Source organism: Pseudomonas sp. KH_046_2 (genome assembly GCF_057838985.1).
In genome coordinates this window covers 3,349,981-3,373,583 of sequence record NZ_CM174480.1, presented here as the reverse complement: position 1 = coordinate 3,373,583, position 23,603 = coordinate 3,349,981, and the positions used below count along the sequence as shown (strand labels likewise).

General features: G+C 59.0%; 24 protein-coding genes and 1 pseudogene. 10 read left to right on the top strand and 15 right to left on the bottom strand.

Translation table 11 applies throughout. From position 1 onward, the window contains the following. Positions 1-4: 4 nt before the first annotated feature. The 6 genes from AC3IX1_RS15200 to AC3IX1_RS15175 all read right to left on the bottom strand — a co-directional run bounded on the left by AC3IX1_RS15200 (position 5) and on the right by AC3IX1_RS15175 (position 6,625). Positions 5-226: a hypothetical protein gene (locus tag AC3IX1_RS15200; RefSeq protein WP_223460652.1), complete on the bottom strand. Its 222-nt coding sequence runs from the start codon at positions 224-226 to the stop codon at positions 5-7. 126 nt (positions 227-352) lie between these two features. Continuing rightward, on the bottom strand, positions 353-1,432 hold the full coding sequence (modC, locus tag AC3IX1_RS15195) for a molybdenum ABC transporter ATP-binding protein (RefSeq protein ID WP_489384777.1): 1,080 nt from the start codon (positions 1,430-1,432) through the stop codon (positions 353-355). Positions 1,433-1,435: 3 nt separating this feature from the next. Next, entirely contained in the window at positions 1,436-2,116 is a 681-nt protein-coding gene (gene modB / locus AC3IX1_RS15190) for a molybdate ABC transporter permease subunit (RefSeq protein ID WP_489384776.1), read from the bottom strand. Next, positions 2,117-2,884 carry a molybdate ABC transporter substrate-binding protein gene (gene modA / locus AC3IX1_RS15185; RefSeq protein ID WP_489384775.1) on the bottom strand — a complete coding sequence of 256 codons (768 nt, stop codon included), beginning with the start codon at positions 2,882-2,884 and terminating at the stop codon, positions 2,117-2,119. Positions 2,885-3,008: 124 nt separating this feature from the next. Further along, positions 3,009-4,076, bottom strand: coding sequence for an NAD(P)H-dependent flavin oxidoreductase (locus AC3IX1_RS15180; protein ID WP_489384774.1), 1,068 nt, complete (start codon positions 4,074-4,076; stop codon positions 3,009-3,011). Between the two features lie 101 nt (positions 4,077-4,177). Then, the gene (locus AC3IX1_RS15175; protein ID WP_489384773.1) at positions 4,178-6,625 is read right to left on the bottom strand and encodes an autotransporter; all 2,448 of its coding nucleotides are present in this window, start codon (positions 6,623-6,625) and stop codon (positions 4,178-4,180) included. Between the two features lie 179 nt (positions 6,626-6,804). Here AC3IX1_RS15175 and acuI point away from each other — a divergent pair, with 179 nt between their 5' ends. Further along, entirely contained in the window at positions 6,805-7,788 is a 984-nt protein-coding gene (gene acuI, locus AC3IX1_RS15170) for an acrylyl-CoA reductase (NADPH) (protein ID WP_489384772.1), read from the top strand. On the opposite strand, the gene ada is transcribed toward acuI, so the two are convergent. The 5 genes and pseudogenes from ada to AC3IX1_RS15145 form a co-directional block, all read right to left on the bottom strand. Beyond that, entirely contained in the window at positions 7,789-8,853 is a 1,065-nt protein-coding gene (gene ada / locus AC3IX1_RS15165) for a bifunctional DNA-binding transcriptional regulator/O6-methylguanine-DNA methyltransferase Ada (protein ID WP_489384771.1), read from the bottom strand. Between the two features lie 86 nt (positions 8,854-8,939). Then, positions 8,940-9,620 (bottom strand): annotated as a pseudogene (gene alkB / locus AC3IX1_RS15160) (DNA oxidative demethylase AlkB). Continuing rightward, positions 9,610-10,314, bottom strand: a complete 705-nt coding sequence (locus tag AC3IX1_RS15155) for a 2OG-Fe(II) oxygenase (RefSeq protein WP_489384770.1) — start codon at positions 10,312-10,314, stop codon at positions 9,610-9,612. Before AC3IX1_RS15155 ends, alkB begins: the two are co-directional and overlap by 11 nt. 117 nt (positions 10,315-10,431) lie before the next feature. After that, positions 10,432-10,599 (bottom strand): hypothetical protein, encoded by a 168-nt coding sequence (locus AC3IX1_RS15150; RefSeq protein WP_347906856.1) that lies wholly within the window; start codon positions 10,597-10,599, stop codon positions 10,432-10,434. 37 nt (positions 10,600-10,636) lie between these two features. Then, positions 10,637-10,939: a DUF1883 domain-containing protein gene (locus AC3IX1_RS15145; protein WP_007912251.1), complete on the bottom strand. Its 303-nt coding sequence runs from the start codon at positions 10,937-10,939 to the stop codon at positions 10,637-10,639. A gap of 201 nt (positions 10,940-11,140) precedes the next feature. Here AC3IX1_RS15145 and AC3IX1_RS15140 point away from each other — a divergent pair, with 201 nt between their 5' ends. Both AC3IX1_RS15140 and AC3IX1_RS15135 read left to right on the top strand, forming a co-directional pair. Beyond that, positions 11,141-11,497, top strand: coding sequence for a hypothetical protein (locus AC3IX1_RS15140; RefSeq protein WP_489384769.1), 357 nt, complete (start codon positions 11,141-11,143; stop codon positions 11,495-11,497). A 72-nt stretch (positions 11,498-11,569) separates the two neighbouring features. Next, positions 11,570-11,800: a hypothetical protein gene (locus AC3IX1_RS15135; RefSeq protein ID WP_008053025.1), complete on the top strand. Its 231-nt coding sequence runs from the start codon at positions 11,570-11,572 to the stop codon at positions 11,798-11,800. Between the two features lie 11 nt (positions 11,801-11,811). On the opposite strand, the gene AC3IX1_RS15130 is transcribed toward AC3IX1_RS15135, so the two are convergent. Beyond that, positions 11,812-12,093 (bottom strand): hypothetical protein, encoded by a 282-nt coding sequence (locus AC3IX1_RS15130; RefSeq protein ID WP_489384768.1) that lies wholly within the window; start codon positions 12,091-12,093, stop codon positions 11,812-11,814. A 194-nt stretch (positions 12,094-12,287) separates the two neighbouring features. On the opposite strand from AC3IX1_RS15130, the gene AC3IX1_RS15125 reads away from it, so the two are divergent. Continuing rightward, positions 12,288-13,493, top strand: a complete 1,206-nt coding sequence (locus AC3IX1_RS15125; RefSeq protein WP_489384767.1) for an ISL3 family transposase — start codon at positions 12,288-12,290, stop codon at positions 13,491-13,493. Between the two features lie 53 nt (positions 13,494-13,546). Here the strand turns inward: AC3IX1_RS15125 and AC3IX1_RS15120 are convergent, their stop codons facing one another. After that, positions 13,547-13,735: a hypothetical protein gene (locus AC3IX1_RS15120; RefSeq protein ID WP_489384766.1), complete on the bottom strand. Its 189-nt coding sequence runs from the start codon at positions 13,733-13,735 to the stop codon at positions 13,547-13,549. A gap of 289 nt (positions 13,736-14,024) precedes the next feature. Here AC3IX1_RS15120 and galU point away from each other — a divergent pair, with 289 nt between their 5' ends. The 3 genes from galU (at position 14,025) to gorA (ending at position 18,198) form a co-directional block, all read left to right on the top strand. Then, positions 14,025-14,864: a UTP--glucose-1-phosphate uridylyltransferase GalU gene (galU, locus tag AC3IX1_RS15115; protein ID WP_007975949.1), complete on the top strand. Its 840-nt coding sequence runs from the start codon at positions 14,025-14,027 to the stop codon at positions 14,862-14,864. Between the two features lie 360 nt (positions 14,865-15,224). Further along, complete coding sequence (locus tag AC3IX1_RS15110) at positions 15,225-16,748, top strand: MFS transporter (RefSeq protein WP_489384765.1); 1,524 nt, start codon at positions 15,225-15,227, stop codon at positions 16,746-16,748. A 91-nt stretch (positions 16,749-16,839) separates the two neighbouring features. Beyond that, on the top strand, positions 16,840-18,198 hold the full coding sequence (gene gorA / locus AC3IX1_RS15105; RefSeq protein WP_489384764.1) for a glutathione-disulfide reductase: 1,359 nt from the start codon (positions 16,840-16,842) through the stop codon (positions 18,196-18,198). Here gorA and AC3IX1_RS15100 read toward each other — a convergent pair. Continuing rightward, entirely contained in the window at positions 18,195-19,205 is a 1,011-nt protein-coding gene (locus AC3IX1_RS15100) for a DNA-binding protein (protein WP_489384763.1), read from the bottom strand. The genes gorA and AC3IX1_RS15100 overlap by 4 nt on opposite strands. A gap of 178 nt (positions 19,206-19,383) precedes the next feature. On the opposite strand from AC3IX1_RS15100, the gene AC3IX1_RS15095 reads away from it, so the two are divergent. The 3 genes from AC3IX1_RS15095 (at position 19,384) to ahpF (ending at position 22,714) form a co-directional block, all read left to right on the top strand. Further along, positions 19,384-20,322 carry a site-specific integrase gene (locus AC3IX1_RS15095; protein WP_489384762.1) on the top strand — a complete coding sequence of 313 codons (939 nt, stop codon included), beginning with the start codon at positions 19,384-19,386 and terminating at the stop codon, positions 20,320-20,322. Positions 20,323-20,460: 138 nt separating this feature from the next. Beyond that, the gene (gene ahpC, locus AC3IX1_RS15090) at positions 20,461-21,024 is read left to right on the top strand and encodes an alkyl hydroperoxide reductase subunit C (RefSeq protein WP_007975937.1); all 564 of its coding nucleotides are present in this window, start codon (positions 20,461-20,463) and stop codon (positions 21,022-21,024) included. Positions 21,025-21,151: 127 nt separating this feature from the next. After that, positions 21,152-22,714: an alkyl hydroperoxide reductase subunit F gene (gene ahpF, locus AC3IX1_RS15085; RefSeq protein ID WP_489384761.1), complete on the top strand. Its 1,563-nt coding sequence runs from the start codon at positions 21,152-21,154 to the stop codon at positions 22,712-22,714. A 225-nt stretch (positions 22,715-22,939) separates the two neighbouring features. On the opposite strand, the gene gloA is transcribed toward ahpF, so the two are convergent. Then, the gene (gloA, locus tag AC3IX1_RS15080) at positions 22,940-23,461 is read right to left on the bottom strand and encodes a lactoylglutathione lyase (protein WP_489384760.1); all 522 of its coding nucleotides are present in this window, start codon (positions 23,459-23,461) and stop codon (positions 22,940-22,942) included. Between the last annotated feature and the right edge of the window lie 142 nt (positions 23,462-23,603).

The window sequence follows — 23,603 nt, the reverse complement described above, 5'->3', positions numbered from 1 at the left end:
CTCCTCAACTTTGTCGGGCTGTCACTTGTGATTTAGCGTTCAACTGACGGCAAACACGCACGGCGTCCTCTTCAACCTCGTAGCCATCTCCGATGAAGCCCTGGGTGCGGGTATCGGCGATGCGGTACCAGACCGCGGCATCCGGTGGCAGGTGGTCAATTTCACCTTCACGGCGGCCATGGATGATGATCTTGTTGCAACGCTTCACGACGAAAATGTCTTCCATGGCGTCTCCGCAGCGGATTCGTGTTCAGTTCAACTATAGAAGTCATTGCTGATCGTGCAAAAAATAGGCAGGTCAATTCGTCGGTTCAGGCGCTGACCTCTGCCCGGTGCAGTCGTGCCTTCGGATTTACGCCAGCACCGCAACCGCTTTTATTTGTGCCCAGAGTGGCTGGCCAGGATGGATGTTCAGTTGATCGCGGGAATATCGCGTGATCCGCGCAAGCAGTGGCGTGCCGGCGGCGTCCAGGCGAATCAGCACGTGGGCGGCGTTGTCGGCGTTCATTTCACTGACCACGGTGACCGGCAGGCGATTGAGGATGCTGCTGTGCCCGGCATTGTCCAGGCTCAGGCTCACATCCCGGGCCTGGACCTTGCAGCGCAGCGCCTGGCCCACGTCCATTGGCGTATGCGGCACACGAATGTCGAGGGCGGTGTCGGGCAGTTGCAGGCTGAGCAATTGATAGTCGGCGTCATAGGCGCTGACGCGACCTTCGATCACCACACCGGCGTCATCCCCCATTGCCAGCGGTAAGTCGAGGCGTGCCAGGGTCTGGCCGATCGGGCCGCTGGCCAGTGCCTTGCCGTTACTGAGCAACACGATATGGTCGGCCAGCCGCGCGACTTCATCCTGGGAGTGGCTGACGTACAGCACCGGGATGTCGAGTTCGTCGTGCAGGCGTTGCAAGTAGGGCAGGATTTCACCTTTGCGTTGGGCATCCAGCGCCGCCAGGGGTTCGTCCATCAACAGCAGTTTCGGGCTGGTGAGCAAGGCGCGGGCGATGCCGACGCGCTGTCGCTCACCGCCTGAAAGGTGCTGTGGGTGCCGGTCCAGTAAATGGCCGATGCCCAGCAACTCGGTGGCGTGGGCCATGTCGACCCGGCGCTGCAGCTTGGGGATGCGCTTGAGGCCGAACTCGAGGTTGGCCAGCACCGACAGATGAGGAAACAGGCTGGCTTCCTGGAACACGTAGCCGAGCGCGCGTTTGTGCGGCGCGACGAAGATCCGGTTGTCGCTGTCTTGCCAGACTTGATCGTTGATCTGGACATAGCCTTGATCAGCCCGTTCCAGGCCGGCGATGCAGCGCAGGCAAGTGGTCTTGCCCGAGCCGGAGTGGCCGTAAAGCGCCGTGACGCCACGGCCCGGCAGTTGCAGGTCGACGTCCAGGGCGAAGCCCGAATAACGCAGGTTCAGACGCATTTGAATCATCGATCAGCTCCAGCCCGCTTTGGTTTTACGGCTGGAATACAGCGCCAGCAGGACGACAAACGAGAACACCAGCATCGCCCCGGCCAGCCAATGGGCCTGGGCATATTCCATGGCTTCGACGTGATCGTAGATCTGTACCGAGACCACGCGGGTCTTCTCGGGAATGTTGCCGCCGATCATCAGCACCACGCCGAACTCGCCGACGGTGTGGGCGAAGCCGAGAATGGCCGCGGTAATGAACCCGGGGCGGGCCAGGGGCAGGGTCACGCTGAAAAAGGTGTCCCAGGCATTGGCCCGCAAGGTCGCGGCCACTTCGAGCGGGCGCGTGCCAATCGCGGAAAAAGCGTTTTGCAGCGGCTGGACCACAAACGGCATCGAATACAACACCGAACCGATGACCAACCCCGCAAAACTGAAAGTGAGGGTGCCAAGGCCGAGTGACTGGGTGAGCTGGCCCAGGAACCCGTGAGGGCCGAGGGCCAGCAACAGATAGAAACCAATCACCGTCGGTGGCAGCACCAGGGGCAGGGCGACAATCGCCCCGACCGGGCCGCGCAGCCAGGAACGGGTGCGCGACAGCCATAACGCAATCGGAGTGCCGACAATCAGCAGGATGACGGTCGTCAGGGACGCCAGTTTCAGGGTCAGCCAGATGGCGGAAAGATCGGCACTCGATAGCGACATTTAGATTTCGTAACCGTAGGACTTGATGACAGCTGCCGCTTTCGGCCCCTTGAGGTAGTCAACCAGCGCCTTGGCGGCCGGGTTGTCCTTGCCCTTGTTGAGAATCACGGCGTCTTGCTTGATCGGGTCGTGCAGGCTGGCGGGAACGATCCAGGCCGAACCGCTGGTAATCTTGCCGTCCTTGTAGATCTGCGACAGTGCGACAAAACCCAGCTCGGCGTTGCCGGTGGAGACGAATTGGTAGGCCTGGGAAATGTTCTGGCCTTCAACGATCTTGTCCTTGACCTTGTCGCTCAGGCCTTCTTTTGCCAGTACCTGGGTCGCCGCCAGGCCATAAGGCGCGGCTTTCGGGTTGGCGATGGACAGGTGCTGGAACTCGTTCTTTTTCAGCACATCGCCTTTGGCATCGACGTAGCCTTCCTTGGCCGACCACAGCGCCAGGGTGCCGACGGCGTAGGTGAAGCGCGAACCCTTGACGGAGTCGCCTTCGGCTTCAAGTTTTTTCGGGGTGCTGTCGTCTGCCGAGAGGAACACTTCGAACGGCGCGCCGTTTTTGATCTGGGTGTAGAACTGGCCGGTAGCGCCAAAGGATGCGACCAGTTTATGCCCGGTGTCCTTTTCGAAATCAGCGGCAATGGCCTGGATGGGCGCGGTGAAGTTGGCGGCGACAGCCACCTGGACTTCGTCCGCCTGGGCTGAGCCGAAGGCGAATACGGCGAGAAGGCTCGCCAGGCAGGTCGGGGCAAAACGTGAGGCACGAATGGTCATGAAACGGCTCCGTCAAAGGCAATTGCGGTAGGGGTAAATCGTTATGTACATAAATATATAGCGAATTGCCTTTGAACGGAATGTGTTGCCGCAGAATTGTATACAATTTTAACGAAACTGATGCTCAGGAGCGACCTAGCAGCCTCGCTAATCCTTCTTCAGCCAGCTTTCGAGTCAGTGCCTCGCTGGTCAATTCGACCCCAAGGGTAAAGGCCTGGCCGGCCCAGAGGTTGCTGAAGTCCGCTTCACCTTTGGCCCGCAACGGCATCAGCGCGCCACCGGCAAGGGGGAAGGCCGGGGCCTTGGCGCTCATGGGGCCCAGTTCACGCATTACCCGATTGAGGATGCCCCGGGCCGGGCGACCGGTGAACACGTTGGTGACGGCTGTCTCACTTTCCCTGGCGGTACGCAAGGCTTTGTGATGAGACGGACTGACCTTGGCTTCAGGCGTGAACAGGTACGCCGTACCCACCTGCACCGCCGAAGCACCGAGCATGAAGGCCGCCGCGACGCCTCGTGCATCAGCGATGCCGCCAGCGGCAATCACCGGTACCTTCACCGCATCGACGACTTGGGGCACCAAGGCGAAAGTCCCAACCTGACTGCTCAGGTCGTCGCTGAGAAACATCCCGCGATGGCCCCCGGCCTCGTAGCCCATGGCAATGATTGCATCGCAGCCGTGCTGCTCCAGCCACACGGCTTCTGCGACGGTGGTGGCCGAGGACAGCACTTTCGCACCGGTGGCTTTGACCCGGTCGAGCAGGGATTTTTCCGGCAGGCCAAAGTGAAAACTCACTACTTCAGGGCGAAACGCTTCGACCACTTCGCAGGCCGCGTTATCGAACGGCGCCCGGTTGGACACCGGCGTCGGCGCATCGAAGTCGGCGCCGAGTTCCTGGTAGTAGGGTTGCAGCAGGTTTTTCCAGTCCTGTGCGCGTTGCTCATCCGCAGCAGGAGGCTGATGACAGAAGAAGTTGACGTTGATCGGGCGCCGGGTGTGTTGGCGGATGGTTTTGAGCTCTTCGCGCAGTTGATCCGTGCTGAGCATTGCCGCTGGCATCGAGCCCAGGCCGCCGGCATTGCAGGTGGCGATCACCATGGACGAGTTTGTGGCACCGGCCATCGGCCCCTGAATGATCGGCAGTTCGATCCCGAGCAGGTCAAGAATGCGGGTATCTGGCCATTGGTTCATGCGCTGTGTTCTCCGACGTTGGATCCGGGCAGGGACGGTAGAACAGGATTTGTAACGCAACGACTGGCGCAAGGCCAGTCGTCTTTTCAGCAGGTAAGGCTTTAGCGTCGGTGGAAGCCGCCACCCCCGAAGGAGTGATTCATGAAGCGGGACGAGTCGTGATAACTGTTGAAGCGATCATTACCGAAGGAGCGCGCATCGTATTCCCGGTTGAGATTCTGGACCTGGGCAGTGTTGGCCGAATCGAGACGGGTTGCACCGCCCTGGACCATCGATTGCCAGCCGCTATCGGTCCTCTTGTAAACGTTGCCATCATGGCCGGCGTACACGTTGTCGCCGACGTGCGCCACGCCGCCGTTGCGATCATGGATACCGCCGTACTGGGTGGTGTTGCCGGTATTGGGGTTGTAGACGGCCCCGCGATTGGCGGTGACCTGGGTGCCGGTGCGGACGTTGCCAGCGGTCACATGCTGGCCGGCAATGGCCCCGCCGTCAGGGCCCACGGCCGCACCGCTGCGGCCAGCGGCATAGTTGCCGTTGTAGACGTTATGTACCGCGCCGCGCTGGCCTGCCGCGGCGATGCCGGTACGCGAGTTGTAGGAGGCGCCAACCTGGCCGGCCCAGCGATTGCCGGTCCAGGCGTTGTAACCACCACCGTAGCGGCTGACCGAAGCGCGGTCGCCCCATTGGCGGTAGATGTTGCCGGTCGTGCCGGCCCAGCCACCGGGGCCCCAGGCGACGGCGCCGCCATGATAGCCGTAAGCGGCACCGCCCCAAGGCATTGGCGCCGGGTACAGATGCGGCCCCCAGGCATAACCCCAACCGTAATTGCCCCACCACGGATAGGCGCCCCAACCCCAACCCACGGCGACCGTGCTGCCGCCCCAACTCCAGCCGAAACCGAAGCCGAACGTCCAGCCTGTCCAGGGCGTGTAGCGAATCGCCACGCCAAAGCCATAGGTTACTGGCGGGCCGTACCAGACACTGCCTACCCACGGCGTATAGGGATAACCGGTGCCATACACCACCACACCGCTGTCAGGGTCCAGCGTCGAGCCCTGGTACCCCGGCGTGTAACCAACGACGACCGTATCGCCACTGGCTTCGTAGACTTTCACGTAAGTGACGTAGTGCATCGGTGAGCTGGGAGGAATCGAATAGATCTCCGCCGGTACCGAAGAGGCGACCGTCCAGGGGCCTTGCACCGAGGTGGCAACGAACCAGATGCCGTTCTCCACCGCGTACCAGCTTTGTGCATCGACCATGATGATCGGCATCGGGCTGTTGACCACGTATTGCAGGGGCGTGCCCTTGATGGCCTTGAGTTGCGGCTCACCGTCAAAAGTCGGCTTGCTCATTTTCACCTGGCTTTTCTTGATCGCCGAGGTCTGTGGAATGGTCGCTGCAATCGCCGCTTCCTTGGCCTGGGGCGTGCCGGCCATCGAGGCTTTTACGTTTTCCTTGGGGCTGTCATCGGGAATGTTGGCGAAGTCCGCCGGCAACTTGTCTGCACCGACAAAGGTCCAGGGGCCTTTCATGTCACCGGCGCGGAACCAGCGACCCGAGATCAGCACGTAACTGTCCTGGTCACCGATTTCCTTGAAAATATGCCCGGTGGTGTTGGTCACATACAACAGCTTGGTGTTCTGGATCGGCTGCCATTGCGGCGCGCCGTCAGTGACGATCAGTTCGGTCGGCACTGTGGCGATATAGATCTGCGGAATCGGCGGCTTGGCCAGCGTCGGTATCTTGTCCTTCGGATCGCTCTGGCCTGTCAGCAGGTCTACCTGTCGGCCCTGGATCGCAGCTTTCTTGGCTTTTTCCAGCTCGGCGGAGGGCGAGGGCAATGGCGCATATTGTCCGCCCAGGTTGTCTGCCACCATCCAGCCATCGAACACGTGCAGGTAATGTTTGCCCTGCGCATCCTTGAGCAGCAACGGCCGGGTGTTGATCACTCGCTGCAGTGAGGTGCCATCGACGGGGCGATAGGCAGGCTCGCCATCGATGTACACCAGCAGCGCGGGCACCTCGGACGAAATAATGGTCGGCGGGGTATTTTCCAGCGGCTCGCTGTTGGACTTTTGCTCGGCGGCGATGACGCCGAGCGCGGCTTCGAGTTGGTCGAGGGAAATGGTTTTCGTGCGATTCTCGGCGTCTTGCTTTACCGCAGCGATCCAGCTGTCAGCCTTGGTTGCGCTGTCGGGGAAATCGGCCTTGGTGATGGTGTACTGATCGAGCGCCACCCAGCGGGTGGCCTTGTCGACCAGGGTATGGGCGCTGAACTGCACGATGCCGTAGGTGGATTTGCCATCGGTGTCCGTGGCCTCCACGGCAGCCCGCGCATTCAGGGTGTAACCGTCCCAACTGTCCAGTTGCGGTTGGTAGATGGTCAATTTGGTGTCGCCGGCAGCCAGCACCTGTGGCCAGCTGGGGGAGGCAATCGCCTGATTCGCGGGAGGTTGGGCGGGTTGCTCTGCTGCGGCCTGGACGCCGCCGAGTGGGGCCAAACAGAGCATTAGTAAAATGGTGAGTAAACGCAGTTGAGGCATAGTCAGCTCCATCGACAAGACAGTCTGTTGCGGCACTTCAGGGTTGCGAAAAAGCATAGCCGCCGTCAATCAAAATGCCCGGCGGTTTGCCTGGTTGGCTTAAAGTCGCGTACGGCAATCCGTTGCCATGTGTTATTTCAATTGCACCACCACCAGACTGATTCCATTGAGAGGCCGTAATGTTCAAAGGCATTTTGATCGACAAAGACGACAGCGGTTACCGGGCCACACTGCAAGAGATCCAGGACGATCAGTTACCCGAGGGCGATGTCACGGTGCGCGTTGCCTACAGCACGCTGAATTTCAAGGATGGCCTGGCGATCACCGGCAGCAGCCCGGTGGTGCGCAAATTCCCGATGGTTCCGGGCATCGACTTGGCGGGTGTCGTCGAAGTCAGCGGGCATCCGGACTACAAGGTCGGTGACGCAGTCCTGCTCAATGGCTGGGGCGTGGGTGAAGGGCATTGGGGAGGATTGGCGCAGAAAGCTCGCCTGAACGGTGACTGGCTGATTCCGCTGCCCAAGGCATTTACCGCGGCCCAGGCGATGGCCATCGGTACGGCGGGCTACACGGCCATGCTGTGTATTCTTGCCCTTGAGCACAATGGCGTAACGCCCGGGCAGGGCGAAGTCCTGGTCACCGGCGCCAACGGTGGCGTCGGCAGTTTCGCCATCGCTTTGCTGAGCAGGCTCGGCTTCCGGGTGGTTGCGTCCACCGGACGCACCTCGGAGCACGACTACCTGAAGCAACTGGGGGCCAGCGAAATCATCGATCGCGCGACCTTGTCCGAGCCGGGCAAGCCGTTGGCCAGGGAGCACTGGGCGGCCGTCATCGACTCGGTCGGCAGCCACACCCTGGCCAACGCGTGCGCCAGCACCAAGGCCAATGGCACCGTCGCGGCCTGCGGTCTGGCCCAGGGCATGGACTTTCCGGCATCCGTTGCGCCGTTCATTTTGCGCGGCGTGACCCTGGCCGGCATCAACAGCGTGACCCAGCCCAAAGCCAAGCGCGTGGAGGCCTGGAATCGCCTGGCCAAGGATCTGGACTTCAACCTGTTGCCGCTGATCAGTCACGAAATAGGTTTGAGCGAAGCCATTGAAGCCGCGTCGCGCTTGCTGGCCGGGCAGTTGCGCGGGCGCGTGGTGGTGGATGTGAATCGCTGATCACTGCGACTCGCGTTCCAGCAACTGGCGTTTACGCTCGACTCCCCAGCGATAGCCCGACAGATTGCCATCGCTGCGCACCACGCGATGGCATGGGATCGCTACTGCCAGGTTGTTCGCGCCGCAGGCTTGAGCCACGGCGCGAACGGCTTTTGGTTGACCGATACGTTGGGCGACATCGGCGTAGCTGGCAGTACTGCCAGCGGGAATCTCCCGCAGCGCTTGCCAGACTCGCTCCTGAAATGCCGTGCCGCGTACATCCAGCGGCAAATCAAGGCCAATGGCCGGCGCCTCGATAAAGCCGACTACCTTGGCAATCAATTGCTCGAATTCATGATCGGCACCAATCAGGTTGGCGCGGCGGAATTTGTCTTGCAGATCACAGACCAGTTGATGCGGGTCATCGCCCAGCAGGATCGCGCAAACGCCGCGCTCACTCTGCGCCACCAGAATCGCGCCCAGCGAACACTGGCCGACGGCAAAACGAATGTCATTGTTTTGGCCAGCGGCGCGGTAGTCACCGGGTTTCATTCCGAGCAGTTGGTCTGCCGCTTCATAAAATCGGCTGTTGGAGTTGAAGCCGGCGTCATACAGGGCATCGGTCACCGAGCCGCCGTCTGCCAGCCGTTCGCGAACCTTGCGTGAGCGATGGGCATCGGCGTAACCCTTGGGCGTCAGGCCGGTGACGGCTTTGAACACGCGATGGAAGTGAAAGCTGCTCAGGCCCGCCGCCTCGGCCAATTCGCCCAGCGCAGGCAGCGTTTCGGCGCTTTCGATCTGGCGGCACGCGGCGGCCACGGTGGCGGCATGTTGCGCGGCGAGTTCGCTCTGATCTTTGGTCGCACGCTTGCTCGGACGATAACCCGCGGCTCGGGCCTGTTCGGCGCTATCGAAGAATTCGACATTGTGGGGCTTGGGCAAACGCGCGTGGCTGCTGGGATTGCAGTAGATGCCGGTGGTCTTCACGGCATACACGAACTGCCCGTCTGCCTTGGGATCGCGCGCGACCACGGCGGCCCAGCGCGGATCGTTTTCGATGGTGATCTTGGTCGATTGGGTTGTCATGGCGTCACGTCCATTGAGGGGTTGCCTGCACATTAACCATGGGGCAATTCCCACACACTCCGGCGCTTGCGGTCAAATTCTAAGTCTTATCCGGCGGTACGGAAGGTGAAGTTGATGCGTTGCTCGCCCAGCTTCGGATGATGGCCATCCTTGATTGGCAACACACCGTGATAACGCAGGCGATCCACGCCACCCCAGACCACGATGTCACCATGGAACAGGGGAACGCGCTGACTTTTGTCGCTGCGTGCAAAACCGCCGAACAGAAACATCGCCGGCAAACCCAGGGACACCGAAACGATGGGGGCTGCGTAGGAATGTTCGTCCTTGTCCTGATGCAATGACATTTTTGCTCCGGGGATGTAGCGGTTGATCAGGCAGGAATCCGGTGCAAAGTCGGCGAAACCCGCTGCCAGCGCCGCCGCTTGTGCCAGTTGGAAAAACACCTCGGGCATCATTGGCCAGGGCCGGCCGGTTTGTGGATCGTCGCGGGTATACCGATAACCGCTGCGGTCTGTGGTCCAGCCGAATGTGCCACAACTGCTCAGGGCGACCGACATGGTGAAACCGCCGGGTGTGACCATCTGCCGAAACGGTGCGGCCGCCAGCACTTAATCCAGGGCAGGCAGCAAGCGCTCCAGCCAGGGCAGGGCGAAGCCTCTGAGCACGTAGGACTGTTCGCCGATCTGCTCGCGCCTGGGCTGTTGCTCGGGTTCAGCATCGGCAAACAGATCGAAAGTCAGCGGATTCATGGGCTCATGACGCATCGTGAAAGATGATTCCAAGGGTATGCCGTTTGCCGCTGTGCAGGCGACTCACGCCGTGACGCAGGGTCACGCGGTAGTAACCGCGAGTCCCTTTGACCGGCCGTTGATTGACCGCAAAGATCAACCCGTCACCTTGCTTCAGGCCGATGACCATCGGGCGCGACTGCATTCGCGGGCGCTGTTCGGTCAGGAGAAATTCGCCGCCGGTGAAGTCTTGATCGGGCTCTGACAGAAGAATCGCCACTTGCAGCGGGAAAACCTGCTCACCGTATAAGTCCTGATGCAAGCAGTTGTAGTCCTGCGGACCATATTGCAGCAACAAGGGTGTCGGACGGTTCTGACCAGCGGCATGGCAGCGTTCGAGGAACGCTGGATGGGTTTCAGGAAAACGCTCCGGCAAGCCCATTTGTTCATGCCAGCGATTGGCGATGGGCACCAGCCGCGGGTAGAGCGCGCCGCGCAAGCGGGCCACAAGTTCCGGCAGCGGGTAGCTGAAATACTTGTACTCGCCTCGACCAAACCCGTGACGAGCCATCACCACGTGCGAGCGAAAGAGTTCGGTTCGAGGGTACAAGGCGCTGACCTGCTCGCAAGCCTTGTGGCTCAACAGTGACGGGATGACGGCGTAACCGTCCTGATCAAGTTGCTGTTCCAGTCGGGGCCAGTCCAGCCTGTCCAGATATTGCGCGCTCATTGCCGGGCCTCTTGTCATGGAGGTGGCCAGTCTGCACGGCAAGGATGAAGCTGGCACTCCGCTGCTTGCGGTTGAACTGCGAGCGGGCGGCGACGTCCTTTGTCGCTCCGGATCGTGTTACAGCGCTTTGCTGACGCTGATGTCGCTGATGACGTCGTCCTGCCCATGAATGGCATCCAGTGCCGCCTTGGCTTCTTCCGGGGTGCCGTTTTCAAGCTGGGCAAACTCGAAGCGGCGCTCACCGTTGAGTTTGTATTTGATGACGTACTTGGTCGTTTGGGCCACGGTTGTATCTGCCTGTCTGGTGTTTCGGGTTCGCTGGTCAGCTCAGTTTAGTGCTGGAACGGCGAATGATTTTGATCGAGTGAGTCAGCGTGGGTTTGCGCGTCACGCTGATAGCACGGCGGTTGACGGTGTCGATCGTGATGTTCCAGAAACCGGTGCTCGGGGCCGTGATGCGGGCCGGAAACGTGTCGAATGCTCCACCGTGGTAGGTGTGACGGCCGCCATTCTTGAAGCTGCGGAAGTTGGCGTCGTTCATCAAACGGATGTTGCACATTTGGGAGCATTGAATGACGACGATGTCGTCTTCATTGAGGTGCTCGCGCTGATGGATAAATTTCATGAGGCGCCTCCAGAAGGGCTTTTTCTACAAAATCAAAACGATAGCATGGGCGATTGGCGCAGTTTATCAGCCCGAAGGCCTTATTATCCGGCCACTTTGACAATTAAAAACGCTAATTTCACGTTTGATGAGCGATAAAGCAGATTGTCTCGGAGAAAAATCGCAGTTGCGCTGTCCGAGGGTCTTTATCGGAGGTTTAGTATGAAGTGGGGTTTGTGGTTGTTGCCGATGGCATTGACGATCAGTGGTTGCGCGAACGTCTCGGACATCAACGAGTCCTTGCCGACGATGAACGTGATTTCCGGCAAGAAACCCCATGAGTACGCGCAATGCCTGAGCGAAAAGCTGGCCGATAGCCGTGGCGCCTTGCAGATCCAGCCGCACAAGGATGGCTTGCGTGTGATCGTGCCGCTCAAGTTTTCCGCGGGGCCGTCTGCCGTGTTTGACATTGAAGAACGCTCCGGCGGCAGCAGCATCAAGCTGCACGAGAGCATGTCCAATGTCCCGGTGCGGCCAAAGGACGTACAGAATGCTGCAAACGAGTGCATTTCCGGCTGATAGACTATCGACCATCAGCACCGATGCCGCCCAAGCCCTGCTTAGGCGGCATCGTTATTTCTGGAGTCGAACATGAAGCGAGAGCAGGTCCGGGAGCGCCATGCAGAGGGTTTGATCTCTGCCACCCATGTGATTCAGAATCCGGCGGAGCTGGGGGAATGGATCGTGTTTTTCAAGAAAAGCGCCGGGCGCAGCTATTTCCTGGTGGATGACAATGATGAAGTCGAATCCTTCAGCCGCCTTGACGATCTGATCGATACCGTGCGCGGGCTCGGAATCAAATTCGCCGAAATCCACATGTAGGGCGCAGCGCCTTACTTGCAGATCACCACGACATTGCGGCTCTTGTAGTTGCCGACATCGGCGCCGAGGGTCTTCTCGCTCTCCTTGAGCGCGGGCGTGCCATCGGTCCCGACAATCTTGTAGCCGGTGCCCGCGCAGGATGCATCGGCCTTTTCGTAGCACGCCGCCCAGGAGTTGGCTTCCCCGGAGCAGTCAATCGATAGGCCTTGCTGTCCGTTGCCCAGGTAGGTTTCTTTCGACGTTGCGCAGCCGCTCAGGGCCAGTATCGCGATCAGGGGCAAGCATTTTTTCATGGCGTGGTCGTCGTCAAAGGGGTGGGCTAAGGCTGAGACAGCGTCGCAGGCAAAAGGTTATAAGCCAAGGGTCACTCATTGCATGCATTCATAAAAAAGGTTCTTCACGGAATCCCGGGAAACACAGAAACAAGAACGCCGATTTGATTGATGATGTTCGTGCGAGCAAACACATCTAACAAACCGGCGTTCTTATGCGTGATATTAATACTTTCCTTCCCTTTTGGGAGGGCTTTTCTGTCGTTACGATCAAGCCCGATGGCGATACGCTACAGATCGACCTGATGCCTCACGCCACCCGGTTTCCTTCCTGTGGCGGCTGCCAACAACCGTGTTCAACCACGCATGAGTACTGCCAGCGAGTCATTCGTGATTTGCCCATTCTCGGCCGAGCAGTGCGCCTCAGCGTGTTGCTCCGACGTGTCGGGTGTCGCGACTGTGGCAAACGCATGGAAGCGGTCAGTTGGCTGGATCGCTATGCCCGCATGACACGCCGCCTGGCCGAGGCCGTCATTCAAACCTGCGAGCGCCTGCCCACAAAACACGTGGCTCAACTGTTCGGGCTGCATTGGGACAGTGTGCGGTTGCTGGAGCGTCGAGCCTTGCAAGCGGCGCTGAGTGTTTTGCCAAAGGCGCAGCCACGGCGCCTGGTAATGGACGAATTCGCGCTGTTCAAAGGTCATCGTTACGCCAGCGTCGTGCTGGACGCCGATACCCGGCGAGTGCTGTGGATTGGCGAAGGTCGCAGCCGTGCGGCGATCAGGCCATTCTTCGAAGAGCTGGGCCCAGAGGGTTGCGCTCGCATCGAAGCGGTGGCGATGGACATGAACACCGCTTTTGACCTGGAGGTTCGTCAGCACTGCCCAAAAGCGCGCGTGGTCTACGACCTCTTCCATGTGGTGGCCAAATATGGCCGAGAGGTGATTGATCGAGTCCGCGTCGATGAAGCTAATCGGCTACGTCATGACAAGCCTGCCCGAAAGGTCATCAAGCAAGCGCGATGGCTGTTGCTGCGCAACCCGCAGAACCTGAAAACGCCGGAGCAACAGGTGCGTTTGGAGGATCTGCTGGCGGCCAACCAAGCGTTAATGACGGTCTATTTGATGAAGGCTGAACTCAAAACGCTTTGGACACCGAGCACCGCCTGGGGCTGGCGATCAGCCTGGCAGCAATGGCTGCGCCATGCGCATGAAAGCGAAATACCGCCTCTGATCCAGTTTGCCAAACGACTGAAGGGTTACTGGCGGGGCATCGTCAGCCGGGTTCGCTGGCCGATGCATACGGGCCAGTTGGAAGGCATCAACAATCGAATCAAGGTCATCAAGCGGATGGCGTACGGTTACCGGGACAGCGAATTCTTTTTCATGAAGATCAAGAGCGTCTTTCCCGGTAATCCGTGAAGAACCATAAAAAAGCCCTGCGCAGTGGCAGGGCTTTTCGCCTCGTACGCCGATCAGCTCTTGTCCTTGCCGCGTCGCTTGGGTTCCGGATGCTCAAGTTCCAGCACCGAAGCCACCTCGATAGCCAGGGCTTCGGAAGGGAAAGGTCCGGCGATATTTTCACCAGCGACGCTGGCCACCCACCATTGACCGTCTTTCCCCTTATTGATCAGGAATCCGTTGACGCTTTTTGCTTCCGACATCTATTTGCCTCGTTGTCTGGTTCAATCGCGCCATGATACCGCCAAACGCACTCAACGGGTGCCGATGGGCGTATGGTGCTTCATTCAGGGCGGTAGAAAGCCGTGCATTTGCGCAAGTCTCTGCTATGCATAAGAGGCTGTGCAGAGACCTGCGCACACCCGCAGGGAACTATCGGCAAGAATATTTCTCTATGTTGACATCGGTTAGCCAGCGCGGGGCATTGTAAGGTGCACGCCGCCTGATTAGACTGCGCCGAAACTCGTACACACAGCCCTTTCAAGGACTTTTATGATCAAGAAATGCTTGTTCCCAGCAGCCGGTTACGGTACTCGCTTCCTGCCAGCGACTAAAGCCATGCCCAAAGAAATGCTGCCGGTGGTGAACAAGCCACTGATCCAGTACGGCGTCGAAGAAGCACTGGATGCCGGCTTGAACGAAATCTCCATCGTCACCGGTCGCGGCAAACGCGCCCTGGAAGACCACTTCGACATCAGCTACGAGCTGGAAAACCAGATCAAGGGCACCGACAAGGAGAAATACCTGGTCGGCATCCGCCGCCTGTTGGATGAGTGCTCGTTCTCTTACACTCGCCAGACTGAAATGAAAGGTTTGGGTCATGCGATCCTGACCGGTCGTCCGCTGATCGGCGACGAACCGTTCGCCGTGGTACTGGCGGACGACCTGTGCGTCAACCTGGAAGGTGATGGCGTACTGAAGCAGATGGTCAAGCTGTACAAGCAGTATCGCTGCACCATCGTCGCGATCATGGAAGTAGACCCGCAAGAAACCAGCAAGTACGGCGTGATTGCAGGCGACCTGATCGGTGACGATCTGTACCGTGTGCGCAACATGGTCGAGAAGCCAAAGCCGGAAGATGCCCCGTCGAACCTGGCGATCATCGGTCGCTACATCATGACGCCGGACATCTTCAGCCTGATCGAACAAACCGAGCCAGGCAAAGGTGGCGAGATCCAGATCACTGACGCCCTGATGAAACAGGCGCAGGATGGTTGCGTAATTGCCTACAAGTTCAAGGGCAAGCGTTTCGACTGCGGTGGCGCCGAAGGCTACATCGACGCGACCAACTTCTGCTTCGAGAACTTCTACAAGACGGGCAAGGCTTACTGATAGCCTGAGTTGCTCGTGTTGGAAATCGAACTTCGCTCTGTGTAAAAAACACAGGTGAGGGATCAAACAAACGCCCCGACTTCGTTCGGGGCGTTTGCTTTTGTGCGGGCTGAATCCACTCAAATTAGCGAAAAGTAAGTATTGCCTGACATCCATTTCCGGAGTTTTCGAGAGAAATTCCTGATTGTCTGGCTACAGTGGGGAAATGAGTTTGCGGCTTTTTAGTAACGTTTGTATTAAATGTGATGATCGGCAGGCTCGTTGCTTTACTGGCCAAATCTTTACCCGAATGTGTATAGAGATCGACTCGCGGGGGCAAGGAAGCTGCCTTGGTTTTTATGAGTAAAAGGAATTTCGTAGATGGCGTTAACTGTGGGCGAGACCCAACGCAAATCAAGGCGTTGGTTAGGCTTAAGCGTACTGATGCTCCCCGTATTGCTGGTAACAATTGACAATACGGTGCTTGGATTCGCGTTACCAAAGATTGCTGAGGCCCTGCGTCCGAGTGCTAGTCAGCAGTTGTGGATGATCGATGCTTATTCGCTGGTATTGGCGGGGTTGCTGGTGTCGATGGGTAGTCTGGGAGATCGGGTCGGGCATCGTAAGTTGTTGCTGGTCGGGTCTTTGGGTTTTGCCATTATCTCGGTGCTGACGGCGTATTCCGATACCTCCGCGCAACTGATTGCCGGGCGAGCTTGTATGGGCGTTTTCGGTGCAATGCTGATGCCCTCAACGTTGGCGTTGATACGTTCGGTGTTCGAGGACCGAGAAGAACGCAGACTAGCTGTCGCGATCTGGGCAACGACGTTGACGGTTGGCTCGGCACTCGGTCCTTTGGTGGGTGGGGTGTTGCTGGAACTCTTCAGTTGGGGGTCGATTTTCCTGTTGGCGGTGCCCGTATTGGTGCCACTGCTAGTGTTGGGGCCTCTGTTGTTGCCCGAATCCGAGCGAGATGCTTCAGGACCGTTGGATCCCATAAGCATCCTGCAATCGATGGTAGCCCTTGGTGCCCTTGTTTATGGCATTAAGCACAGCGCCAGTAATGGTATCGACTGGACGGCGCTGACGGCATTTGCAGTAGGCGCAGTTGCGGGCTGGATGTTTGTGCGTCGACAGTTACGTCTGCCAGTACCGCTGATGGACCTGACTCTGTTCCGCAGTGGCACCTTTAGCGGCTCTGTCGCGATCAATTTGATGAGTCTCGCGTTTCTCGTCGGCTTCGTATTCTTTACCACTCAGTTCCTGCAGATCGTTCTTCAGATGTCGCCCTTGAGTGCTAGCCTCGCGTTGATTCCTGGTCAGGTCATGGCGATTGTAGTGGGGATGGCGGTCGTGCCTGTCGCACAGCGATTACAGGTGCATGTGCTGATACCGATTTTGATGGCGTTTGCAGGAGCGGCGTTTTTGCTGGTCGCCAGCATGGGCAGTAGCCTGACCGTTCTAGTGGTGGCTTTTGCCTTGCTGAACATTGGCGTGGGCGCGATTGCGACGGTATCCAATGATGTGATTTTGTCAGCCGCACCACCGGCAAAGGCGGGCGCCGCGTCTGCCATTAGCGAAACGGCCTATGAAGTAGGTGTAGTTTTGGGGACGACAGTGCTCGGCGGTGTCGTCACTGCCTACTATCGCGGTGCATTGCAGCTTCCGGGGTTCCTGAGCGAAGTGCAGATGATGCTGGCGAGTGAGACGCTGTCTGGCGCCTATCATGTGGCGGCAGACTTGTCGGGTGATCAAGCAAGGGAATTGATGGCGCAGGCGGGAAGGGCATTCGAAGGTGGAATCGGTTTGGTTTCGTGGGTGACGTTCAGCTTGGCACTCATGGCGATTTTGATTGCTTGGCGCACTCTGCGGACATCGAAAACGCAATCTGCAGAGGGGCATTGATCGAAAACGAAGATTGGGCCGCGCATTTCAGCACAATGCTTGCTCAGCGGCCGTCCGCAGGTATGCTGTTGGCCTGCCGAGGAGATTGAAAATGGCCTACGATTTTGACCTTTATGTGATTGGTGCCGGTTCCGGCGGTGTGCGGGCTGCGCGGTTTGCTGCCGGGTTTGGTGCGAAAGTCGCCGTGGCCGAGAGCCGTTACCTGGGCGGGACTTGTGTGAACGTCGGCTGTGTGCCGAAAAAATTGCTGGTCTACGGTGCCCACTTCGCCGAGGACTTTGAGCAGGCTTCCGGTTTTGGCTGGAGCCTGGATGAAGCGCAGTTCGACTGGCCGACATTGATCGCCAACAAGGACCGCGAGATCAATCGCCTCAATGGCATTTATCGTAACCTGCTGGTCAACAGCGGCGTGACCTTGCATGAAGGTCACGCGAAGATCGTCGATCCACATCAGGTCGAGATCAATGGCGAGCGCTTCAGCGCCAAAAATATCCTGATCGCCACCGGCGGCTGGCCGCAGATTCCGGAGATTCCGGGGCACGAGCATGCCATCAGTTCCAACCAGGCGTTCTTCCTCAAAGAGCTGCCCAAGCGGGTGCTGGTGGTGGGTGGTGGCTACATTGCGGTGGAGTTCGCCGGGATCTTCCACGGCCTGGGCGCCGAGACCACGCTGCTGTACCGCGGTGAACTGTTCCTGCGCGGCTTCGACGGTTCCGTGCGCAAGCATTTGCAGGAAGAGTTGACCAGGCGCGGCATGGACCTGCAATTCAACGCGGACATCGAGCGCATCGACAAGCAGGCCGATGGCAGTCTGAAAGTCACGCTCAAGGATGGTCGCCAACTGGAAGCCGATTGCGTGTTCTACGCCACGGGGCGTCGTCCGATGCTGGATAATCTGGGGCTGGAAAACACCGAAGTCAAACTCGACAGGAAAGGCTTTGTCGAGGTCGACGAGCTGTACCAAACCGCCGAGCCGTCGATCCTGGCGCTGGGCGATGTGATCGGCCGCGTTCAGCTGACTCCGGTGGCCCTGGCTGAAGGCATGGCGGTGGCGCGACGCCTGTTCAAGCCCGAGCAGTATCGTCCGGTGGATTACAAGATGATCCCGACGGCGGTGTTCAGCCTGCCGAACATCGGCACCGTCGGTTTGACCGAGGAAGAGGCTCGCGAAGCCGGCCACGAGGTGCAGATCTTCGAAAGCCGCTTCCGGCCGATGAAGCTGACCCTGACTGAATGCCAGGAGCGCACGCTGATGAAGCTGGTGGTGGAGGCCGGGACCGACAAGGTCCTGGGTTGTCACATGGTTGGCCCGGACTCCGGTGAAATCGTCCAGGGCCTGGCGATTGCCTTGAAGGCCGGCGCCACCAAGCGCGACTTCGACGAAACCATCGGCGTGCACCCGACGGCCGCCGAAGAGTTCGTCACCATGCGTACGCCGGTCGCCGGTTAAGCGTCCTTCGCTGCGTCTGCCGCTGCCGCAAGGGTCGCGGCCAGACGTACGCGTTCTTCCAGATCCGCCCGGGTCTTGGCCAAATCCATTTCCAGTGACCTGTTGAGCTGCGACTGCTCATCGACGTTCTGTTTGAGTGCCTGGCTTTCCAGCAGGGCGACGCGCAGGCGTTCCTGGAGGAGGGTGCGCTCGCCGTCGACGCGGGTGGCCTGTTCCAGCAACTGATCCTGGCGAGTATTGCTTTGCTTGAGCTGTTCTTGCAGCAAGCTCAGCTCGCGCAACGTGCCGCGGTTTTCAGTCAGCAAGCGTTCATTGTCGCGGTGCAACTGGGTGATTTCATCCTGGCGTACCAGCGCACTTTGTTGTGCCTGACGCAGTTCCATCTGTAGCTGTTGCACCTGGCCTTCATGGCGACTCATTTCCTGTTCGCGCTGTTCCTTGACCGCATTGCGGTAGTGCTCCAGCGCGTCGCGGGTGTGCAGGTGTTTTTCTTCAAGGGAGCGGATCTGCTCGTCCTTGTCTTTCAAGCGCAATTCGAAATCGGCCAGCGCCTGGTTGAGTCCGGCGTTGCGGGTCTGCTCCGTTTGCAGCATGGCGCGAGTTTCTTGCAGAACCTCGGATTCCTGAGTCAGCGCCAGGCTTTGAAATTCGTATTGCTGGTGCAGTTCGCTATTGGCCTCTTGCGCTTCGCTGAGCTGGTTATCCAGCGCCTTGCGTTGTTCCTCGTACTGCGTACGGGCCTGGTCGATGGGCTCTTGCGCCTGCTCCTTGAGTCGTTGCGCGAGCCGCGCCACCAGAGCCATCAGTTCGTCGTCGATTGGTTCCGTCGGCGCTTCGACAGGTTCGACCCTGTCATCGAGCTCCTTGAGGTAGCGATGAATCGTGGTTTTCGAGCCGGTATTGCCCATTTCGATGCGTACGGCATCGATGCTGGGGTTTTCGCCGCGGGCGAGGATCGCCAACCGAGCGGCTTGAACCACCGCTTTATTTACACCGCCGCGTGCCATGAGATCTCCCGGGTTTTGATGATGTGGTACGTACCACGTAAATACACATTGTACCATTCAATCGATAAAGTTAAATGTTGAATGTAACTAACACGGGATATACTGGTATTACCCCGTGTGATGCACCATGTCGCGTTTTTTGACCCGTCAAAGCGGTATGAATTCAAGAGTTGACCCCATGACCGAGCTGGATCGTTACCTGCAAGCTGCAACGCGCGACAACACCCGTCGCAGCTATCGCGCGGCCATCGAGCACTTTGAGGTGACATGGGGCGGTTTTCTGCCGGCCACCGGCGACAGCGTGGCGCGTTATCTGGTGGCGCATGCCGGGGTGTTGTCGATCAATACCCTGAAGTTGCGCTTGTCTGCGTTGGCGCAGTGGCACAACAGTCAGGGCTTTGCCGATCCGACCAAGGCGCCGGTGGTGCGCAAAGTGTTCAAGGGCATCCGCGCGCTGCACCCGGCCCAGGAAAAACAAGCCGAACCCTTGCAGCTTCAGCATCTGGAGCAGGTGGTCAGTTGCCTGGAGCTAGAAGTGCAAACCGCCAGGGCCAAAGGCGACCGACCGGGTTTGCTGCGGGCCAGGCGCGACATGGCGTTGATCCTGCTGGGTTTCTGGCGCGGCTTTCGTAGCGATGAGTTGTGCCGGCTTCAAGTGGAACACGTGCAGGCCAGCGCCGGTTCCGGCATCAGTCTCTATCTACCGCGCAGCAAGAGTGATCGCGACAACCTCGGCAAGACCTATCAGACGCCGGCCTTGCAACGCTTGTGTCCGGTGCAGGCTTATATTGACTGGATTACCGAGGCGGCACTGGTGCGTGGGCCGGTGTTCCGTGGCATCGACCGCTGGGGGCATCTGGGCGAGGAGGGGTTGCACGCCAATAGCGTGATCCCGTTGTTGCGTCAGGCGTTGGCGCGAGCAGGTATTGCCGGCGAGCTTTACACCAGTCACTCCTTGCGCCGCGGCTTTGCCACCTGGGCGCATCAAAGTGGCTGGGATTTGAAGTCGCTGATGAGTTATGTGGGCTGGAAGGACATGAAGTCAGCCATGCGTTACATCGAAGCCAGCCCTTTCCTCGGCATGGCGCGCATCACGGAAAAGCCCGTGTCACCCTAGATACCGTTTTCTTCTATTAATACCGCTGGCTAATAGCGAAAGCCAATCAGCAGCATCAGGTTTGCCAATGAGCCTTCCGTTCGTCGAGTGGGTAAAGTTCTCTCCATCAACTTCTTAACCCCTGACGGAGAGTCAACGATGCCTATCATCAACAGCCAAGTTAAACCGTTCAAAGCTGACGCATTCAAAAATGGCGACTTCGTAAAAGTCTCGGATGCGGACCTGAAAGGCAAGTGGTCTGTAGTGTTCTTCTACCCGGCAGACTTCACCTTCGTCTGCCCGACCGAGCTGGAAGACCTGGCTGACAACTACGACGCATTCCAGAAGCTGGGCGTCGAGATCTACAGCGTTTCCACCGACACCCACTTTGCCCACGCTGCCTGGCACAACACTTCGCCAGCCATCGGCAAGATCCAGTACACCATGATCGGCGACCCGACCCACGCCATCTCCCGCAACTTCGACGTGCTGATCGAAGAAGCCGGTCTGGCTGACCGTGGCACCTTCGTGATCAACCCGGAAGGCCAGATCAAGATCGTTGAACTGAACGACGGCGGTGTAGGCCGTGACGCTTCCGAACTGTTGCGCAAGATCAAGGCAGCCCAGTACGTCGCTGCTCACCCAGGTCAGGTTTGCCCTGCCAAGTGGAAAGAAGGCGAGGCCACTCTGGCTCCGTCCCTGGACCTGGTCGGCAAGATCTAAGTCTGTGACGCGCTTCATCAGGGCGGACTTCCGCACCTTCTAAGCAAGCTGCACCGCCCAATAAAAACGCTCGGGCGAGATTCGCTCGGGCGTTTTTTTGTCTCAAGAATTCAAGGAAATCGCCCGTATGTTGGACACCAATCTTAAAGCCCAGTTGAAATCGTACCTGGAACGGGTCACCCAGCCGATCGAGATCGTTGCTTCCCTCGATGACGGTGCGAAATCCCAGGAAATGCTCGAACTGCTGAAAGACGTTGCCAGTCTTTCCAGCCAAATTACCTTGCTCGATAACGGCGACGATGCACGCAAACCGTCGTTCTCGATCAACCGCCCGGGCGCCGATATCAGCCTGCGTTTCGCCGGCATCCCGATGGGCCACGAATTCACGTCCTTGGTGCTGGCCTTGCTGCAGGTCGGCGGTCACCCGTCCAAAGCCAGTGCCGAAGTGATCGAACAAATCCGCTCGCTCAAAGGCGAGTTCAGCTTCGAGACTTACTTCTCGCTGTCGTGCCAGAACTGCCCGGACGTGGTCCAGGCGCTGAACCTGATGGCGGTGCTGAACCCGAACATTCGCCACGTCGCCATCGACGGCGCGCTGTTCCAGGTCGAAGTCGATGAGCGCCAGATCATGGCGGTGCCGAGCATCTACCTCAATGGCGTGAACTTCGGTCAGGGCCGCATGGGCCTGGAAGAAATTCTCGCCAGGATCGACACCAGCGGCATCGAACGCCAGGCCGAGAAGATCAGCGCCAAGGATGCCTTTGACGTGCTGGTGGTCGGCGGTGGCCCGGCCGGTGCTTCGGCGGCCATCTACGCGGCCCGTAAAGGCATCCGTACCGGTGTCGCGGCCGAACGTTTTGGTGGGCAGGTGCTGGACACCATGGCCATCGAGAACTTCATCTCGGTGCAGGAAACCGAAGGGCCGAAGCTGGCCGTGGCCCTGGAAGAACACGTCAAGCAGTACGATGTGGATATCATGAATCTGCAGCGCGCTGACAAATTGATAACTGGCAAAGAAGGTGAGTTGCACGAAGTCCACTTCGCCAGCGGCGCGAAGCTCAAAGCCAGGACTGTGATTTTGGCGACCGGTGCGCGGTGGCGTGAAATGAACGTGCCGGGCGAGCAGCAATACCGCAACAAGGGCGTGGCGTACTGTCCGCACTGCGACGGCCCGCTGTTCAAGGGCAAGCGCGTGGCGGTGATTGGCGGCGGCAACTCCGGCGTCGAAGCGGCCATCGACCTGGCCGGTATCGTGTCCCATGTCACGCTGCTGGAGTTCGATGTGCAGTTGCGTGCCGATGCGGTATTACAGCGCAAGTTGCACAGCCTGCCGAACGTCACCGTGATCACCAGTGCGCAAACCACTGAGGTCACCGGCGACGGCCAGAAGGTCAACGGCCTGCGCTACAAGGATCGTCAGAGCGACGAATTATGCAACGTGGAACTGGAAGGGATCTTTGTGCAGATCGGTCTGTTGCCCAACACCGATTGGCTCAAAGGCACCATCGAGTTGTCGCCCCGTGGCGAGATCATCGTCGACGCTCGAGGTGAAACCTCGGTGCCGGGGGTGTTCGCCGCCGGCGACGTGACCACCGTGCCGTACAAGCAGATCGTGATCGCAGTGGGTGAGGGCGCCAAGGCTTCGCTGAGCGCTTTCGATCACTTGATCCGGACTTCCGCCCCGGCATAAAGTCAGGCGCTGAAAACACAAAACCCTGTAGGAGCGAGCTCGCTCGCGATGGTCGTCAACGATAACGCTGGTTAGCAGGTGCCTTGCGGCGTTCTCAGGTTTATCGCGAGCAAGCTCGCTCCTACAAGGGGCATCGGCCGCCGGCGCTGAAAACACAAAACCCCATGAGTGATCATGGGGTTTTGTGTTGTAAGTACATCAAAAAATGTGGGATTTGTGGCGGGTTTACAGTGGAGCAGGTTGAATGATCTCGACCCAGTAGGCGTCCGGATCCTTGATGAACGCCAGGCTCTTCATGCGGCCATCGCTCAGGCGCTTCTGAAAATCGCAGCCCAGTGCTTCAAAGCGCTCGCAGGCGGCGACGATGTCCGGTACCGAGATGCAGATGTGGCCGAAACCACGGGGGTCGGTGTTGCCATTGTGGTAGGCGAAATTAGCATCGCTCTCGGTGCCGTGATTGTGGGTCAGCTCCAGGATGCCGGGGATCGATTTCATCCACTCGGTGCGCGCGGCGGCGTCGGCCGGGATCTGGTTCTTGTCCACCAGCGCCAGGAAATACAGGCTGAACTCGGCTTCCGGAAAGTCGCGTTTTTCCACCAGGGTAAAACCCAGGATGCGTGTGTAGAAGTCCAGGGACCTGGTGATGTCCTTGACCCGCAGCATGGTGTGGTTGAAGACAAATTTCTGCGTGGCGGCGTCCGGTTGGGCGGTGACGCCGGGGAAGGTGTTCAATTCGTGCAGGCTCATGGGCCCTCCGGGAAATATGTGGGCTAACGAATGACGACAATGATACGCAAGGCTTCGGACATCACCAAACCCAAACAGTCGGCTATTGCCTGACAGCCGGCCTGGGCCCAGACTTTACGGCTTGATCCTTGAGTGCCCATTG

Coding starts and splice junctions, on each gene's coding strand:
- galU (WP_007975949.1), top strand. CDS start 14,025: ATGATCAAGAAATGCTTGTTCCCAGCAGCCGGTTACGGTACTCGCTTC.
- ahpC (WP_007975937.1), top strand. CDS start 20,461: ATGCCTATCATCAACAGCCAAGTTAAACCGTTCAAAGCTGACGCATTC.
- modA (WP_489384775.1), bottom strand. CDS start 2,884: ATGACCATTCGTGCCTCACGTTTTGCCCCGACCTGCCTGGCGAGCCTT.
- gorA (WP_489384764.1), top strand. CDS start 16,840: ATGGCCTACGATTTTGACCTTTATGTGATTGGTGCCGGTTCCGGCGGT.
- AC3IX1_RS15100 (WP_489384763.1), bottom strand. CDS start 19,205: ATGGCACGCGGCGGTGTAAATAAAGCGGTGGTTCAAGCCGCTCGGTTG.
- AC3IX1_RS15145 (WP_007912251.1), bottom strand. CDS start 10,939: ATGAAATTTATCCATCAGCGCGAGCACCTCAATGAAGACGACATCGTC.
- modC (WP_489384777.1), bottom strand. CDS start 1,432: ATGATTCAAATGCGTCTGAACCTGCGTTATTCGGGCTTCGCCCTGGAC.
- modB (WP_489384776.1), bottom strand. CDS start 2,116: ATGTCGCTATCGAGTGCCGATCTTTCCGCCATCTGGCTGACCCTGAAA.
- ahpF (WP_489384761.1), top strand. CDS start 21,152: ATGTTGGACACCAATCTTAAAGCCCAGTTGAAATCGTACCTGGAACGG.
- AC3IX1_RS15135 (WP_008053025.1), top strand. CDS start 11,570: ATGAAGCGAGAGCAGGTCCGGGAGCGCCATGCAGAGGGTTTGATCTCT.
- AC3IX1_RS15200 (WP_223460652.1), bottom strand. CDS start 226: ATGGAAGACATTTTCGTCGTGAAGCGTTGCAACAAGATCATCATCCAT.
- ada (WP_489384771.1), bottom strand. CDS start 8,853: ATGACAACCCAATCGACCAAGATCACCATCGAAAACGATCCGCGCTGG.
- AC3IX1_RS15175 (WP_489384773.1), bottom strand. CDS start 6,625: ATGCCTCAACTGCGTTTACTCACCATTTTACTAATGCTCTGTTTGGCC.
- AC3IX1_RS15155 (WP_489384770.1), bottom strand. CDS start 10,314: ATGAGCGCGCAATATCTGGACAGGCTGGACTGGCCCCGACTGGAACAG.
- AC3IX1_RS15130 (WP_489384768.1), bottom strand. CDS start 12,093: ATGAAAAAATGCTTGCCCCTGATCGCGATACTGGCCCTGAGCGGCTGC.
- AC3IX1_RS15110 (WP_489384765.1), top strand. CDS start 15,225: ATGGCGTTAACTGTGGGCGAGACCCAACGCAAATCAAGGCGTTGGTTA.
- AC3IX1_RS15120 (WP_489384766.1), bottom strand. CDS start 13,735: ATGTCGGAAGCAAAAAGCGTCAACGGATTCCTGATCAATAAGGGGAAA.
- AC3IX1_RS15125 (WP_489384767.1), top strand. CDS start 12,288: ATGCGTGATATTAATACTTTCCTTCCCTTTTGGGAGGGCTTTTCTGTC.
- AC3IX1_RS15180 (WP_489384774.1), bottom strand. CDS start 4,076: ATGAACCAATGGCCAGATACCCGCATTCTTGACCTGCTCGGGATCGAA.
- acuI (WP_489384772.1), top strand. CDS start 6,805: ATGTTCAAAGGCATTTTGATCGACAAAGACGACAGCGGTTACCGGGCC.
- AC3IX1_RS15140 (WP_489384769.1), top strand. CDS start 11,141: ATGAAGTGGGGTTTGTGGTTGTTGCCGATGGCATTGACGATCAGTGGT.
- AC3IX1_RS15095 (WP_489384762.1), top strand. CDS start 19,384: ATGACCGAGCTGGATCGTTACCTGCAAGCTGCAACGCGCGACAACACC.
- gloA (WP_489384760.1), bottom strand. CDS start 23,461: ATGAGCCTGCACGAATTGAACACCTTCCCCGGCGTCACCGCCCAACCG.